Source organism: Streptomyces sp. NPDC059371, assembly GCF_042751995.1.
In the GTDB taxonomy this organism is placed as follows: domain Bacteria; phylum Actinomycetota; class Actinomycetes; order Streptomycetales; family Streptomycetaceae; genus Streptomyces.
Window position 1 is genome coordinate 51,970 of record NZ_JBHYXD010000012.1, and the last position, 14,566, is coordinate 66,535.

The 14,566-nt window shown below is 69.2% G+C and carries 13 protein-coding genes and 1 tRNA gene; 9 read left to right on the forward strand and 5 right to left on the reverse strand.

The features are described 5' to 3' along the window. Nucleotides 1-183: 183 nt before the first annotated feature. The 4 genes from ACFXGX_RS09955 to ACFXGX_RS09970 all read left to right on the forward strand — a co-directional run bounded on the left by ACFXGX_RS09955 (nucleotide 184) and on the right by ACFXGX_RS09970 (nucleotide 3,809). A complete protein-coding gene (locus ACFXGX_RS09955; protein WP_384787382.1) occupies nucleotides 184-1,557 on the forward strand; it encodes a hypothetical protein in 1,374 nt (457 codons plus the stop codon). 74 nt (nucleotides 1,558-1,631) lie between these two features. Further along, a tRNA-Gln gene (locus tag ACFXGX_RS09960) sits at nucleotides 1,632-1,707 on the forward strand. A gap of 201 nt (nucleotides 1,708-1,908) precedes the next feature. Further along, complete coding sequence (locus ACFXGX_RS09965) at nucleotides 1,909-2,508, forward strand: ArsR/SmtB family transcription factor (protein ID WP_384787385.1); 600 nt, start codon at nucleotides 1,909-1,911, stop codon at nucleotides 2,506-2,508. Further along, entirely contained in the window at nucleotides 2,505-3,809 is a 1,305-nt protein-coding gene (locus ACFXGX_RS09970; protein ID WP_384787388.1) for an MFS transporter, read from the forward strand. The genes ACFXGX_RS09965 and ACFXGX_RS09970 overlap by 4 nt, the downstream gene beginning before the upstream one ends. Nucleotides 3,810-3,973: 164 nt before the next feature. On the opposite strand, the gene ACFXGX_RS09975 is transcribed toward ACFXGX_RS09970, so the two are convergent. The 4 genes from ACFXGX_RS09975 to ACFXGX_RS09990 all read right to left on the reverse strand — a co-directional run bounded on the left by ACFXGX_RS09975 (nucleotide 3,974) and on the right by ACFXGX_RS09990 (nucleotide 5,872). Further along, entirely contained in the window at nucleotides 3,974-4,312 is a 339-nt protein-coding gene (locus ACFXGX_RS09975) for a cyclic-phosphate processing receiver domain-containing protein (RefSeq protein WP_384787390.1), read from the reverse strand. Between the two features lie 206 nt (nucleotides 4,313-4,518). Then, nucleotides 4,519-4,929 carry a VOC family protein gene (locus tag ACFXGX_RS09980; protein WP_384787393.1) on the reverse strand — a complete coding sequence of 137 codons (411 nt, stop codon included), beginning with the start codon at nucleotides 4,927-4,929 and terminating at the stop codon, nucleotides 4,519-4,521. A 99-nt stretch (nucleotides 4,930-5,028) separates the two neighbouring features. Then, the gene (locus ACFXGX_RS09985) at nucleotides 5,029-5,622 is read right to left on the reverse strand and encodes a hypothetical protein (RefSeq protein WP_384787396.1); all 594 of its coding nucleotides are present in this window, start codon (nucleotides 5,620-5,622) and stop codon (nucleotides 5,029-5,031) included. Nucleotides 5,623-5,692: 70 nt separating this feature from the next. Next, nucleotides 5,693-5,872 carry a hypothetical protein gene (locus tag ACFXGX_RS09990; protein ID WP_384787398.1) on the reverse strand — a complete coding sequence of 60 codons (180 nt, stop codon included), beginning with the start codon at nucleotides 5,870-5,872 and terminating at the stop codon, nucleotides 5,693-5,695. A gap of 120 nt (nucleotides 5,873-5,992) precedes the next feature. On the opposite strand from ACFXGX_RS09990, the gene ACFXGX_RS09995 reads away from it, so the two are divergent. From ACFXGX_RS09995 to ACFXGX_RS10010, 4 genes are all read left to right on the forward strand, one after another. Next, the gene (locus ACFXGX_RS09995) at nucleotides 5,993-9,241 is read left to right on the forward strand and encodes a CHAT domain-containing protein (RefSeq protein ID WP_384787401.1); all 3,249 of its coding nucleotides are present in this window, start codon (nucleotides 5,993-5,995) and stop codon (nucleotides 9,239-9,241) included. A 133-nt stretch (nucleotides 9,242-9,374) separates the two neighbouring features. Then, the gene (locus ACFXGX_RS10000) at nucleotides 9,375-9,629 is read left to right on the forward strand and encodes a hypothetical protein (RefSeq protein WP_384787404.1); all 255 of its coding nucleotides are present in this window, start codon (nucleotides 9,375-9,377) and stop codon (nucleotides 9,627-9,629) included. Continuing rightward, nucleotides 9,626-10,246: a hypothetical protein gene (locus ACFXGX_RS10005; RefSeq protein WP_384787407.1), complete on the forward strand. Its 621-nt coding sequence runs from the start codon at nucleotides 9,626-9,628 to the stop codon at nucleotides 10,244-10,246. The genes ACFXGX_RS10000 and ACFXGX_RS10005 overlap by 4 nt, the downstream gene beginning before the upstream one ends. Before the next feature lie 394 nt (nucleotides 10,247-10,640). Beyond that, nucleotides 10,641-11,507, forward strand: a complete 867-nt coding sequence (locus tag ACFXGX_RS10010; RefSeq protein WP_384787410.1) for a hypothetical protein — start codon at nucleotides 10,641-10,643, stop codon at nucleotides 11,505-11,507. Between the two features lie 245 nt (nucleotides 11,508-11,752). Here ACFXGX_RS10010 and ACFXGX_RS10015 read toward each other — a convergent pair whose 3' ends face one another. Beyond that, nucleotides 11,753-12,049, reverse strand: coding sequence for a hypothetical protein (locus ACFXGX_RS10015; protein WP_384787413.1), 297 nt, complete (start codon nucleotides 12,047-12,049; stop codon nucleotides 11,753-11,755). Between the two features lie 578 nt (nucleotides 12,050-12,627). Between ACFXGX_RS10015 and ACFXGX_RS10020 the strand changes: the two genes are divergently transcribed. Continuing rightward, entirely contained in the window at nucleotides 12,628-14,376 is a 1,749-nt protein-coding gene (locus tag ACFXGX_RS10020; RefSeq protein WP_384787416.1) for a fatty acyl-AMP ligase, read from the forward strand. Nucleotides 14,377-14,566: the final 190 nt, after the last annotated feature.

Below are 14,566 nucleotides of genomic sequence, written 5' to 3' on the forward strand. Positions count from 1 at the left end.
TTCTCCACCCACTGTCCAATCCTCGAGGACCCAACTCCTGCCGTAGTTGCAGACGAGCAGGTTGAGGGGATGGTTCAGAGATCCTGGCAAAGGAGTCTGGCGAGCGAGGGAGCAAATACTCCGTGGTTGCGGTTCGGGGATATCCAGTTGGGCACTTGGCCAACGAATGACAGGGTGAGGCGCATGCCGTCGCCCACCGTCGAAGAACTCCTCCGGGAACTGCACGCCTCGCTCACGCTGCGCAAGCGTCCGGAGGACGTGGCCCAGCTCATCCAGGATCTGTATGCGGCACAGGGCACCGAAGTCGACGAGCCCACCGAGGCGGCCCTCGCCAAGGCCGCCGAACACTCGCTGCGCAACCTTTGGCACGGCTACACCTCCATGCGGGAGGATTTCGCCCGCCCGGTCGGCGCGCAGCGCCAGCTCGCCCGTGCGGCAACCCTGTTCATGGATGTGCCGGAGCTTCCGGAGAGCGCCGGTGACGATCCGGACCACATCGAAACGGTGATTCGGCGCGCGGGCGAGTCCATCGGCCGGGAGTACGGCCAGAACGACTTCGGGATGGACCGTCTCGACCGGACCGAGCGCATCGCCGCCGGCCTCGGCGAGGTCTCCAAACGCCAGTACAACAAGCGATTCCGTCTTCTGCGCCGCATGGAGTCCAAACTGGCGCGTCTGATCCACGAGCAACGCCGCCGCGAGGTGACGATGACGGGCAAGGGAGCACTCGCGCACGTACTGCCGTACGGTCTCTTCGCCGCGGACCCGGACACGGCGGCCTTCATCGCGTACATCACGGCGCGGGGCTACATGCGCAGCGTCTTCACCAACGGCCGCCAGCGCCAGGCCTACGACGAGGTGGCCGAGGCGCTGTTCCGGCGCCTGCGCGCGCGGCCCGAGCGGACCTGCTGGTCTGCGGTCGCCCATGTGCATCCCACGTCGGAGGTCCTGGCCGCCGTCTCCGACGAGGACCTCACTCAACTGCTGGTCCGGTGGAACGGCTTCCTGCGCCAGGTCGCGGACCTCTTGGAGGATGCGTGGAACCGCCATCCGCTGGAGCGCGAGACCATGATCGTGCGCCGTGGCGACGACTCATCGACGTGGAACCAAGCGGCGCAGGCGTGGAACACGGCCCGAGCTCATTGGTTCGCGATTCTGTCCGAGCTGGGCCAGGAGAAGATTCTGGACCGGCTCTGTCCGGGCAAGGTTCCCCGCCTGATGGCTGCCGATGTGGCGTACTGGCACCGGATGAGCGGTGGCGGGCTGCACCCTGACACCTACATCTGGGCAGAACTGCCGCCGCCCTGGGAAGTACTCCGGGGGGAGAAGGAATGTCCGCGTTCACTGGTCGAGGCAGTATGCGCCCGCCACCGGAGGGATCCCGTCGCCGGCGCCTGGACCGCGCCCCGGCCGACCGCTGAGGCTGTCGCCTTCCGCCGGACGCCCGAACTCGTGCACGGTGTTGCCGTGGCGGACCCTCTCGTGGCCAGTGCCCTCCGGTCGGCAGGAGTGTTCTCCGGCAACGGCAAGCGCGCAGCGGCGAGGGAGTGGCTGTGACCGCATGCTCTGGGTTGGGGTTCCGGGGGAAATAGGTTGCCCGGAACTGCAGCCTCAGCCATGATCGACACGGCGACGAGGAAGCTCTGCGGAGGAGCGCCCGGCTCTGATTCCGGGTGGACGTAGGTTCGAATCCTGCCCTCGTCGCCACTTCGCGGGATTCTGCCGCCGAGCAGCGTTCAGCCCCTGAAGCCGTCCGGCTCTCGGTATCTGCGGAACGACTTCACGGACTTCGCCGCGCTTTTCGGCCCCATGGCCATCCGAGATCGGCCAGCCCGATGTCGGCCAACTCGTCTTCGGCCGATGTGTGAGAGTTGACTCTCATACATTGTGAGAGAAGACTCTCAGGCTATGGACCGTGGCAATCGACTGGGCGATATCGAGATCACCGACCCGAAAGTCATGCGGGCGCTGGCGCACCCCGTGCGGCTCGCCATCCTCGAACGCCTTCAACGGCACGGCCCTGCGACAGCCACACAGCTGGCACCGCACGTCGGAGCGACTCCGTCGGTGACGAGCTGGCATCTGCGTCACCTGGCGGGCTTTGAACTGGTCCGCGACGCGGAGCCCGGAACGGATCGTCGCGAGCGGCGGTGGGAGGCCGCGGCCCGGGGCTTCCGTTTCGAGGTACCCGAGGACGAGGACGGCCGATCGGCGGCGCGCGTACTGTCCCGGGAAATGTTCGCTCACTCCGCCGAACTGCCGCATCGGTGGGTGGCCGAGACCGAACCCGAACTCAGCCCGGAGTGGCGCAGGCTCGCCGGGCTGGCCAACACCCGCGTAGTGGTGTCCGCTGAAGAGCTGGCGGCCATCGAAGACGCGATCGAAGGTGTCCTCGCTCCGTACGTCACCCGCGACCCGGCGAAGCGGCCGAGCGGCGCCCGCGGTGTCCGGCTCTTGCGCTATCACCTCCCGGAGAGCACCGAAGTGCAGACCGGTGAAGCCGAATGACCAGCCCACCGACATCACTTTGGCGGGACCGGCGGTTTGTTCGCCTCTGGGCCGGGCAGTCGGTGTCCCAGTTCGGCGACCGCATCTCCGAACTGGCGTTACCCCTCATTGCCGTAGCGGTTCTGCATGTCTCGGCCAATCAGGTTGCGTGGCTGACCGCGCTCGCCTGGGCGCCGAACCTCCTCGCTATCGTGCTGGGCGCCTGGGTCGATCAGAGAGTTCACAAACGCCGCCTGATGGTCCTCGCCGATCTGGCACGCGCGTGCCTGCTGCTGACCTTGCCGGCCGCATACCTGTTGGGTGCCGTGACACTCACCCATCTGTTCGTGGTGGCGCTGCTGACCGGCGCCGGAGGTGTGCTGTTCAACACCGCCTATCCGCCGTTCTTCGCCCATCTCGTGCCGCGCTCGTCGTACGTCGACGCCAACAGCAAGCTCAGCGCTAGCCGGTCGGCTTCCTACGTCGCCGGCCCTGCCGTGGGTGGTGCGCTCATCCAGGCCGTCACCGCACCCGTCGCCGTGATCGCGGACGCCCTGACCTTCCTGGTCTCCGCCGCCCTCATGACACCGATCCGAGTGGACGAAAGATCCGCTGTCAGTGATGAGCAGCCGAGTTCCTCGCTGCTGTGCCGTGCCAGGGAAGGGCTGGTCTTCATCATCCGGCACCCAGTACTGCGAGCGAGTCTGGGCTGCGCGACGACCGTCAACTTCTTCACGTTCCTGACGGGCACCGGTCTGACCGTGCTGTTCGCCGACCGAGTACTCGGCCTGTCCGCAGGGGTCATAGGGCTGGCTTTCGGTATCGGGTCGACCGGAGCTCTCCTGGGCGCGGTGATCGCCCCGACGATCTCACGATGGATCGGCCTGGGCCGATCCATCGCGGTCGGCGCCGTACTGTTCCCGGCCCCCATCGCTATTGCCTCCGCAGCGAACGGTCCGACCTGGGCCCGCGCGGGGGCTCTGGGCCTCGCGGAATTCCTCGCCGGAATCGGCGTCATGCTGTTCGACGTCAACCTCAACTCCCTGCAAACCGCGGTCATACCAGACGGCATGCGCAGTCGCGTGGCCGGCGCCTTCAGTACGGTCAACTACGGGGTACGCCCTATCGGCGCCCTCGTCGGCGGCATGCTCGCCACCGTCATCGGACTCCGGACAACCCTGATCACGGCCGCCGTCGGAGGAGCGCTGTCGCTGCTCTGGCTACTCCCGTCGCCGATACCACGCATTGGCTCTCTGGCTCACATCGAACCAGTCCTCGCTGACCTCGGCGCCGCGACAGACAGTCAACCGGCGCCTCAATAGCACGTAGGGGTGACGTCCACGGGCGACCTCCTCGACATCGACCGTCCTGATTCGGGTGGCCCCACCTTCAGCCTCTGACCCGTGGAGCGGTGTCGGCGCAGGCGAGCCCGAGAGGGCGATGCGCGGGCTGCCTCCACTCATGCCGGAAAGGAACGCTGGGCGTTCTATGCCGTTGCCCGCTGGACACGGTAGCTCCAGCGGGCGAGTGACCGGATGACGGTTTCGGCGCCGATGGGGTTGGCGCTGTGGACGAAGACCGTTCCGATCTGAAAGGGCCGCGCGTTGAAGGCCGCCTCTTCCATGAGGGTCACCACCGGCATGATGGTGTCGTCGCCGCCCAGATCGTGGTCGAGCCATAGCTCGTCGATGTAGCTGTCGCGATGCTCTTCCAGGAGCTGGATGCCTTCACGGCTGGTGCGGGCGATCGTCGTGCATCTGGGAAGCGGCCGGAGGTCGTCTATCCCGAGGACGACGGGCACTGGCGCGGTGGGGGCTTTGCTCACTGGACCATTGTCACAGCAGGCGGGCGGGCGGCGCCACGGCTGCCGCGCCTGCGCCGGTGAGGCCCGGTCGGCAGGCTCGGGAACGGTGCAGGCGATCTGGCGCCGCCGCAGGTGGGCGCGGATGGCACGGGAGTAACACGCCTTGTCGGCGCGGACCCGCTGAGGCCGGGGCCGCGGTCGGCCACCATCCGGACTCAAAACACGCCCTAGTCGCGCTTGGGCCAGGTGGGGCCCTGGTCGGTCCAGATGACACCCTTGTTGCGGCAGAGGCAGAAGGGGTGGCCGATGGGGTCGGCGTAGACGCGGAAGCCGTGGCCGTCGGGGCCGGTGGAGTCCCGCTGCAGGGTCGCGCCGAGGGCCAGGACGCGGCGCTGTTCGGCCTCGATGTCGTCGACTTCGAAGTCGAGGTGGAACTGCTTGGGGTGCTCGCTGTCGGGCCACTGCGGGGCGCGGTAGTCATCCACCTGGATGAAGGCCAGTTCGACCCCGCCGAACTGGATACCGGCCCAGTTCTCGTTACTGTCCTCCTTGACCGGGAGCCCCATCACCTCGGAGTAGAAGGCCGCCAGCTTCATCGTGTCCGGGCAGTCGATGATGAAGTCGGTTAGTCGCAGCATCCTGTGATCTTGTCATAAGATCAAATGAGCCTGACTTTGTGGCAGGCCATAGGTGGGGCACGAGGCAAGGCAACCGGGCGCCATGAATCAAGACATCCGCTACGCCTTCGGCACCGACCACTCCGCCGGTTTCTCCGGCGTCGTCGAGGTGTACAGCACCCGCACCGGCCGCTGCTTCGCCGGCACCGCGAACACCGTCTTCCCGTGAACGCAGGTGCCTGCCTTCACGGTTGCCATGCGGGGATACTCCGGCCGTGGGAAGTCGTCGTATGTCACGCTGCTCGGTTTGATGCGTGTTCCGTCCGCGTACGCGAGCACCCAGGAATTGCGGGTGACCACGGCGAAGCCGTTCTTCAGGCACGCTTTGATCTCGATGGCGGCCCACGTGTATCCGGACGCGCCGGACTCCTCGTCGGCGGACCGCCGGAAGTGGAACTTCCCCTGCTCGTACCGGAGTGCGGTCATCGCCATCGTCGCCCCGTCGGTCGTGTAGGTGAACGGCCTGCCGAACGCGCGCGGCCCTTCCGGGTCAGGGCGCGGCTTCGCGGAGGTGTTCGTGTCGGCAGCCCGTGTCGTGCCGGGCTTCGTGGTCGGCCTCGCGGTGGCGCCGTCCCCGGTGCAGCCCGTGGCCGCGGCCAGCAGTAGCGCGACGGTGACCGTGACGGTGTTGTTGGTGCTGACGCTGGTGCGCATGGTCCCCCCTGGTCGTGCGAGCCGAGGACGGCATCATCGTGTGCGCGTCGCTCGCTTCAGATCCATGTGTTCAACCTGTGACCCGGCCGCCGCCGCCGCTGACGACGCCGACGCCGACGCCGACGCCGACGCCGACGCCGACGCCGACGCCGACGCCGAGGCGGAGGCCGAGGCCCTGGGCCGGGGCGGCGGCGGGAATCGGTCGCTGGCGTGCCATCCGTCCGTGGCCGTTCATCTCCGGTGCCGTCATCCCACCCACATGACCTTTCCAGGTCGGGCACCCTGTTCGTCCGGCCCGTCCTGCCCGTCCGGCTTCGCCCCGGTATCCCTCCCGCGAGGGCCGCGCCGCCTCTACGATGATGCCGAAGGCGTGGGGGAGCGCGATGCGGCCTGGGGGACGTGGTTGGACGACAGGGCGAAGGCGAACCAACTCAACGCCGAGGCATCGGAGTTGTGGAAACAGTTCCACGGCAGGGGCGCTCCGGCGCTGGAGACCGAAGCCATCCGCTCGGCCCGGCGGGCGGTGGAGCACGCCGATCGTTCGGGCGACTCGGCTGTACGGGGAGCGTGCCGACTGACGCTCGGGGCCATGTGGTTGGAGCGGCACGGCAGAACCGGCGATCCTGCCGAACTGGCCACTGCGGAACGGCACCTCGTCGAAGCTCTCGCCCTCCTGCCGCCCCGCCATGGTGATGTACCCGGAGTGCACGCCATGATCGCGGCCGCACGGTTCCACCGCTTCCAGCGTGACGGGGACACCAGCGCCCTGGACGGGGCGATCGACGCCGGGCGGCTGGCACTCGCCACCGCCCATGAGGATGATCGGCGACTCATCGGCTGGAGATCCAACCTGGGCGCCTTTCTACAGGCACGGTTCGCGGCGACGGACGACGAGGCGGACCTTGACGAAGCCATCGAACTCGGCCGAGCCGTGGCCGGCGTGGCGCAGGGCCCGCAGAGCCCGTTGATGGTGGGCGCGTTCCTCGGCACGCTGGTCCGGCGGGTGGTCCGGAAACAGGACCAGGACGACATCGCGGAGGCCGTGAGCGTCGCGGACCGGGCGCTGGAGATGACGAAGCCCGAATTCCCGCAGCGCTGGTCCGTGCTGGGTACGGTTGTCGCCGCATTCCGCGCACAGCATCAGTTCGGCACGAGCGTGGAGAGCCGAGCCGCGCTGGACAGGGCCATCCCGTTGCAGCGCGAGTTGTGCGACACCCTGCCGGACGGCTATCCGGAGACCGCGCTGCACTGGACGAGCCTGGCCGAGTTGCTGGTGCTGCGCTGGAACGAACTCGGCGGTCGAGACGATCTCGACGAAGCCGTACGCGCCGTACGGAAGTGCGATGGCGCCGCGAGGCACGCGGCACTCGACGGGCAGGCCGCCGCGACGCGAACGCTGGTGCTGATGGAGCTCGCGAAGGCTCTGAACGCGGAGGGGGACCGGGCCGGGGCCGTCCACGCGGCGACGGAGAGCGTCGAGGCGGGCCGCTCACTGCGCTCGGCGTCCGTGGGGAACGCGCTGCTGACCGGCCGCGGACTGATGCTGGAGGCGAACAGCCTGCTCGTACGGCACGCGGTCGCCGGCGATCCGCAGGACCTGGACGCGGCATCACGATGCTTCGACGAAGCGGCCCTGCGGTGTCCGCCGGACGATCCCCAGCGGGCGATCCTCATCGGCAATGCCGCCCAGGCCCGGATCGGTGCACTCCCCGATGACGCACCCGCACCAGTTCTGGACCCGGTGATCGGACAGCTGAGGGAAGCCGTCGACGCGTGGAACGCTCTCGACGCGCGAGGCGGGACGGCGGCGCAGGCCATGGCCAATCTGGGTGCGGCCCTGGCACGGCGGTACGACGTCGGCCGTGATCCGGCGGATCTCGCCGAGGCCGTCGATCTGTGGGACGGCGTGTGCCGCCTGGACGCGGTGCCGCCACGTCAGCGCGTGAGAGTCGCCGCACTGGCGGGTGACGGGCTCATGGCGGCCGGGGATCACCGTGGAGCCGCCGAGCGTTACGCACGCGCGGTCGCGCTCCTGCCGGACGCGGCCTGGCGGGGCGCGGGCCGGACCGGAGTGGAGGCTCAGCTCACCGAGGTCAGAGGCGTCGCCTGCGACGCCGCCGCGAGCAGACTCGCGTACGACGGAGACGCCGAGGAGGCACTCCGCCTCCTGGAGACGGGGCGCGGTGTGCTGTGGACGCGAACCCTCCAACTGCGCCAGCAGACGACCGAACTGCACCGGTGGAAGCCCGAGTTGGCCGCGAGTCTCCGGGACGCGGCCAGGGCTCTCGACTCCCTGGACGACCCGCTGCTGACGGGGACGCAGGACGCGGAGGCGGCGTCCCGGCGGACCGATCGGCGTGCCGCGCTGGCGCGTGAGTACCGGCGCCTCGCCGACGAGGCGATCACCTCGGGGCACGGGGGCTTTCTCGCTCCGCCTTCCCGGGAGGAGATCCTGGCCGCCGCCGCACACGGACCTGTCGTGGTGGTCAATGTCAGCAAGTGGCGATGCGACGCACTCGTGGTGACCGCGCGGGACATCCGATGCCGCCCGCTCCCGAAGCTGTCGTCAGGGGAGACCGAACAGCGGGCCGTGGACCACCTCGCGGCGCTGACCGCGCTGGAAGAGGCCCGGGAGAACCTGGCCATCGCGCGCGCCGCCGTGTCCGTCCGTCCCGGCCTGCCCGCCGTCCGTGCCGAACACGCGGCACGGCGCGCGGTGGCCGAGGCGGCACGGACGGCGGACACCGTGGTCGACGGGACCGTGCGCTGGCTGTGGGACGCGGTCGTCGCCGACATCGTCGAGGACCCGGCCTGGCCCCTGCCGGACGACGAGGCCGCTCCGCGGCTGTGGTGGTGTCTGACGGGTGCCCTGGCGCTGCTGCCCCTGCATGCCGCCGGCCACCACGACTGCGCCGCCGAACCGCGACGCACCCTCCTGGACCGCTATACGTGCTCGACCACACCCACGGTGCTCGCACTGGCCCGCGCCCATCGGGCACAGGCCGCGGCCCCCCGGACGGCGGACGACGCACGCATGCTGATGGTCGCCCTGGCCGACGCGCCGGGACAGCCTCCGCTGCCCGAGGTGGACCGGGAACGTGAACTGCTGTGCTCGCTGCTTCCGCCGGAGCGGCGGACCGTTCTCCGGGGGGCACAGGCCGACCGGGCCTCGGTACGTGCCGCGCTGCGTGAACATCCACGGGCGCACATCAGTTGTCACGGCACGCAGTTCCTCGACTCACCGTCGGCCGGCGGTCTGTGGCTGCACGACGGCCTGTTGACCGTCACCGACATCAGTGCGGGCCTGCACGAAGGGGATTTCGCCCTGCTGTCCGCCTGCAAGACCGTCACCGGCGGACGCGGGCTGCCCGACGAGGTGATCAGCCTGGGTGCCGCACTGCACTTCACCGGTTACCGGCACGTCATCGGCACGGTGTGGTCCGTCGGGGCGCGGGCGGCGGCCGACTTCTGCGAGACCGTCTACACCCTCTTGATCGACGACAACGTCTTCGATCCCGCCGGCTCGGCACGAGCGGTCCGGCAGGCGGCCCTCGGACTCCGCGACGACTCCTCACAACCCCGGTACGGCTGGATCCCGTTCACCCACACCGGACCGTGATCCCGCGGACCGGCAGCGAAAGGCAACCACCATCACCACACCCGACGACCCGACAAACGCACTGCCGTACCAGGGGACCGTGGAGCCCGGCTACTCGAACTCCTTCGTGACGCGAGGCATTCACCATGAGGTGGTGCCCGGGGGGATCACGCTCTACGGCACATGCCCGCGCTGCGGAGCCGCCATCGAGAACTTCCTGCCCTCCGAGGTCGTGAAGAACGGCACCGTCGTCCCTGACACCTCGACGGCCGTTTCCAGCGAGTGGACCGTGATGTGTACGTGCGCCTGCGATCACCCGGGCAGACCCGAGGGCACCGACGAGGGATGCGGCGCCTATTGGCCACTGACGATGGACGGGGACGGGGACGGGGACGGGACATCGTCGTGACGATCGGATTCCGGGCTTCCAACCGCCAGGTCACGCCCGCCGACCTGCACCGGGCACGGCACCGGCAGCACGTGCTGCGGACCGAACTGCCCCGCGTGCGCGCCGCCGCACTGGCGTGGCGCAACGGCCTCGCGGCACTCCTGGCCGGCCTCGTCGGGTTCGGACTCGTCAAGGGCCGTTCGGACGTGTCGGGTCTGGACGAACACTGGGCGGCGGCCGTCGGCGCGCTGCTGCTGACAGCCCTGCTTCTGGGCGCGTCGGCCGCCGTGTGGCTCATGAGCGCCGCTCACGGACTGCCGGAGGTGGTCGCGGTCGACGGGCTGCACTCGCGGACCGCCGCCGACCACGCCGAGGCCGTGCGGTCGGCCAAGCGGCTGCGCCGGGGTATCGGCGCGACGTTCTGCTGCGCGGCGGCGCTCGTCGCCGCGGTGGGAGCGACCTGGTACGGCCCGGCGGCCGCCTCTCCCGGCGTGCGTGTCATCACCCCGAAGGGCGTTCTGTGCGGCTCCTCACTGCGGGTCGGGGCACATGGCCCGGTGCTCACCGCCCCCGACGGGAAGAGCGAACGAGCCGTGCGCATCCCCGCCACCGTGCGGGTGGGCGAGCCCTGCCTCTAGCGGCAGTTGACCTGGACCTCGGACTAATGGGCAGCCCGCCGGCGGCACCGAGAACCCCGCGACGGGCGGCGGGGGAGGGCGCCATTCCGGGTGGAAACTGGGCGGCCTCACCCATTCGAACGCCCAGGTGGAGACGGCCGTCGAACTGGTCGCTGTGCTCAACCCGTGCAGAATTGACGGGAGTTGTGAAAGGCGACAAGAATACGGCTCGCTTCGCTGTGTCTGAAGAGAGCGAAGCGACGCGAGTGACACAAGCGGCCATGTCTTCGTCGGCCATGTCTCATGGCACCCGCCCATGTCGACCGCTCGCACTCTGCCACCTCCCACACCTTGACCTTCACAGAGGCTCATCTTGTCGCGTTCGCAACAAACGAGAATTCTCACGGCCCTCGCCGTGACCGCTTTCGCCGGTGCCGTGGTCCCGCTCGTCGGCGCGAGCGCCGCGAGCGCCGCGACGTCCGGCGACTGTCAGTCCGCCACGGTCCAGTACCGCATCGTCGACGCGGACGGAAAGCCCGTGGGTGCGGACTGGTCCTCCCAGGGCGGCTTCCACCAGTGGGACAGCGTTCCCGGAACGGTGGAGGTCCGGCTGGCGCCGGGCCAGAGCGTCGGCGACGGCTGCAAGTACCCCGTCTCCCTCGCCGAATACACCACCGAGGGGCCGAACTGGTTCGTCTCCGGTCACCAGAGCCTGGTGGACAAGGCCACCGTCTACCTCACCGCCGCGGACGTCGCCGACTCGGCCGACGCGAAGCAGACCTGGCAGAAGCTCGAGGTGCGTACGCCCGACTGCTACGGCCAGATCGATCTGTACGGCGACGACATCTCGTACGACGGCAAGACCGGCGAGGGCCACGGTCCCCTGCCCTACCAGCCAGACAACGTCGCGACCCCGTTCCACCTGATAGCCGCCTGGAACGGCGGGGAGAAGGCGTGCGCCCCCGCGACGCCGGACTCGCCCACCCCGTCGCAGTCGGTTCCGGCCACGCCCGCGACCCCCTCGTCCAGTGAGCCGCCCACCGACGAGACGACGGAGCCGGCCACCCCCAAGCCGTCCAGCACGCCCTCCACGACGCCGGACGTGCCGCCGCTGACCTCGACGCCGCCCGCCACCCCGGCGCCGTCGCCGAGCGACAGCACGCCGCCGCTGGCCGAGACCGGTGCGAGCGGTCCGATCGGCCCGATCGCGGTTGGTGCGGCCCTGGTGATCGTCGCCGGAGCCGGTGCCGTGGTCATGTCCCGCCGCGCACGCCGCTCCTGACACAGGTATCCGGGGCAACCTCCGTGCCCTAGGACTCCAACGGCTCCGCCCGTACGGCATCGACGCTCACCGGCGTCGGCCCACGGGCGGAGCTGTTCCTTTTTTGTCGGCTCCTTCTGCCAGCTCTTTGTGTGTCAGCCGAAACCGATCCCGAGAAGCAGCGTGTCGATGGACGCCAGGGTGAGACCGAGCGGGATCCGGCTGACCCCGATCCCCACGCCGAGACTCTTGCGCTTCGCGAGATATCAGGGCACACCCAAGGAGAGCAGCGCCAGCAGGAGCAGCACCAAGGTCGCCCCGATCGCGGCCTCTGTGCGCCCGCAGGGGTTGGCGGCCGTGCACGAGTCCAAGGCCATCGGGGACATCAGTACCAGGAAAGCGGCCACGAGCTGGACCGGCAGCGCCACCAGTGCACCGGCCGGCGGGGCGATCCACCATTTCCCCCGGGGCTTCGCCGGTTCGGCGGCGAGGGATTCGGCGGCATACGGCGACGGTGGGGTGGACGGCTGCGTGGAGACCCGCGGTCTGGCTGGTGTGCTCATGGGCAGAGCATGACGCCCTGGTGAAGATCCCGTGAATGCCGGTCCGCCTTGGTGGCGTGAGGGTGTGATGCCGGGGCTCGGCGAAGTCGGTTTGGGTGGCGAGGCCGAGTGAAGCGGCGGAATGCCGTCGAGCTCGACGCCATTGCGGATCCGCAACACGACGTGAAGAGAGACCGGTGTCGGACTCCCGTCCTCACCCGGTGGGTTGGACGGGTTGCTCGAACGTTGTTCGGAGTACGTGATGCGGCACACATGTTCCTGCGGTGTATCCCGCGTACCAGCAACTTCGCTCGGTTCATGGCCCGTGACCGACCGTCAGGTTGTCCAATTGCGTAATTAGTACCGGGAGTTACATCTGGGGAGCTGATCTGGCTTGCTAGGGTGTTACTCGTTGGTAGCAATCCGTAGGGGGCTTCGGGGAGTCGGCGCGAGTATCGCCGCTGCTTCCCGGGCGGATTCGACCGAGACGGACGTTCTGGCAAGGGGGCCAGGCGGACGCGGCATCTGCGCGTATGTATGACGCGGCCCTCGAACTCCAGTCTTTTCGCTCACTCATCCGAACAGGTGAGACTCCTCTTATGGTTCGTTCCCTGGTCGATCTTTTAACCATGCACGCTTCCCGGCAACCCGACCGGACCGCGTACCGGTACCTCGTCACGGGCGACTGTGACGGAGAGATCCAGGACATCTCTTACGGGCGGCTCGCCGAGCGGTCCCGTGCCATCGCCGCCTGGCTGCAGGAGCGTGGTCTGGCCGGCTCCCGCGCCATGCTGCTGTATCCGCCCGGCATCGAGTTCATCTGCGGTTATCTCGGCAGTCTTTCGGCCGGGGTCGTCGCAGTACCCGGCGTGCCGCCGCACGGGCGTTCGCAGAACCACCGCGCCCTGCTCCGGATGAAGCGCCTGATCGCCGACGCGGACGCCAAGGTGATCCTGGGCGGCCGCGAGGTGATCGCGGCGCTCGCCACCATGTCGGAACACCTGCCCGAACTTGCCGAGATCACCTGCGTCGCCACCGAGGACATCCCCGACGAGGCGGCCGGTTCCTGGCATGAACCCGACCTCACCGCCGACTCGGTCGCCTTCCTCCAGTACACCTCCGGATCCACCTCCGCCCCACGCGGGGTGATGGTGACCCACGGGAATCTGCTCGACAACGAGCGGGTCATCACCGAACGGATGGGCCACACTCCGGACGTCATCGAGGAGTACGACCATGAACTCTTCGTGAGCTGGCTGCCCGTCTACCACGACATGGGTCTCATCGGCCCGGTCCTGAACGCGGCCTACCTCGGCGTGACCGCCACGCTCTTCTCCCCGCTGCACTTCCTGCAGCGGCCCGAGCGCTGGCTGGCCGCCGTCAGCCGGTACCGTCCGCACACCAGCGGCGGCCCCAACTTCGCCTACGAGCTGTGCCTGAAGCACGCTACGCCGGATCTCGTCGACGGACTCGACCTGAGCCGGTGGAGGGTCGCCTTCAACGGCGCGGAACCGGTGCGGGCCGCGACCCTGCGACGGTTCACCGAGACCTTCGGTGCCGCCGGCTTCCGCCGTGAGGCCCTGTATCCGTGCTACGGCCTGGCCGAGGCCACGTTGATCGTCACCGGCAGTTCGGTACAGGCCCCGCCCACACTCGCCACTGCCGCCGCCCTTGACGAGACCGGGCCACGGGTCACCGCCCTGGAAGCCAGGTCGATGGACGCGGCCGCGGTCGGCTCGGGCCGGCCCGGCCCCGGCATCACCCTGGTGATCGCCGACCCGGAACGGCAGGAGGAGCTCCCCGAGGGCGAGGTCGGCGAGATCTGGGTGTCGGGCGCGAGTGTCGCCAAGGGCTACTGGCGCAACGCACTCGCCACCCGGCAGACCTTCCGGGCCACGCTCGAAGGTCGCGAGGGCCGGTTCCTGCGCACCGGCGACCTCGGATTCCTGCGGGACGGCGAGCTCTTCGTCACCGGACGACTCAAGGACCTGATCGTCATCGAAGGACGCAACCACTACCCGCAGGACCTGGAACTCTCCGCCGAGATGTCCCACTGGGCGCTGCGGCCCGGCTGCACCGCCGCCTTCTCCGTGGACAACGGAGGAGAAGGAGAGCAGCCCGTCGTCGTCGCCGAGACGGCACCGGAGGCGGTGGGCGAGTCCGAGAAGATCGTCGATCTGATCCGCGGCGCCATCAGCGAGGCACACGGCCTGCCGGTACGCGACGTCGTGCTCGTCCACCCCGGCACCATCCCCAAGACGTCGAGCGGGAAGATCCAGCGCCGTGCCACCCGGGCGGCCTATCTCGACGGCACGCTCTCCCTGGTCGGCGGGCCCGCGACGAGTTGACCTCCCCCTCCGGCGGCGTGCGTGTGCGCCGTCGGAGGCTCAAGGGGGGCGTCGGGTAGGCCAGTTCCGCAACTGTCAGCCGTCAGCCGTCAGCCGTCAGCCGTCAGCCGTCAGCCGTCAGCCGTCAGCTTCCGCCCCCGCGCCTGCCGTGCGTCGAGCGCTGTGCGTCGGCGCCATCCGTCGTACGCCG

Coding starts and splice junctions, on each gene's coding strand:
- ACFXGX_RS09955 (WP_384787382.1), top strand. CDS start 184: ATGCCGTCGCCCACCGTCGAAGAACTCCTCCGGGAACTGCACGCCTCG.
- ACFXGX_RS09965 (WP_384787385.1), top strand. CDS start 1,909: ATGGACCGTGGCAATCGACTGGGCGATATCGAGATCACCGACCCGAAA.
- ACFXGX_RS09970 (WP_384787388.1), top strand. CDS start 2,505: ATGACCAGCCCACCGACATCACTTTGGCGGGACCGGCGGTTTGTTCGC.
- ACFXGX_RS09980 (WP_384787393.1), bottom strand. CDS start 4,929: ATGCTGCGACTAACCGACTTCATCATCGACTGCCCGGACACGATGAAG.
- ACFXGX_RS09985 (WP_384787396.1), bottom strand. CDS start 5,622: ATGCGCACCAGCGTCAGCACCAACAACACCGTCACGGTCACCGTCGCG.
- ACFXGX_RS09990 (WP_384787398.1), bottom strand. CDS start 5,872: ATGACGGCACCGGAGATGAACGGCCACGGACGGATGGCACGCCAGCGA.
- ACFXGX_RS10015 (WP_384787413.1), bottom strand. CDS start 12,049: ATGAGCACACCAGCCAGACCGCGGGTCTCCACGCAGCCGTCCACCCCA.
- ACFXGX_RS10020 (WP_384787416.1), top strand. CDS start 12,628: ATGGTTCGTTCCCTGGTCGATCTTTTAACCATGCACGCTTCCCGGCAA.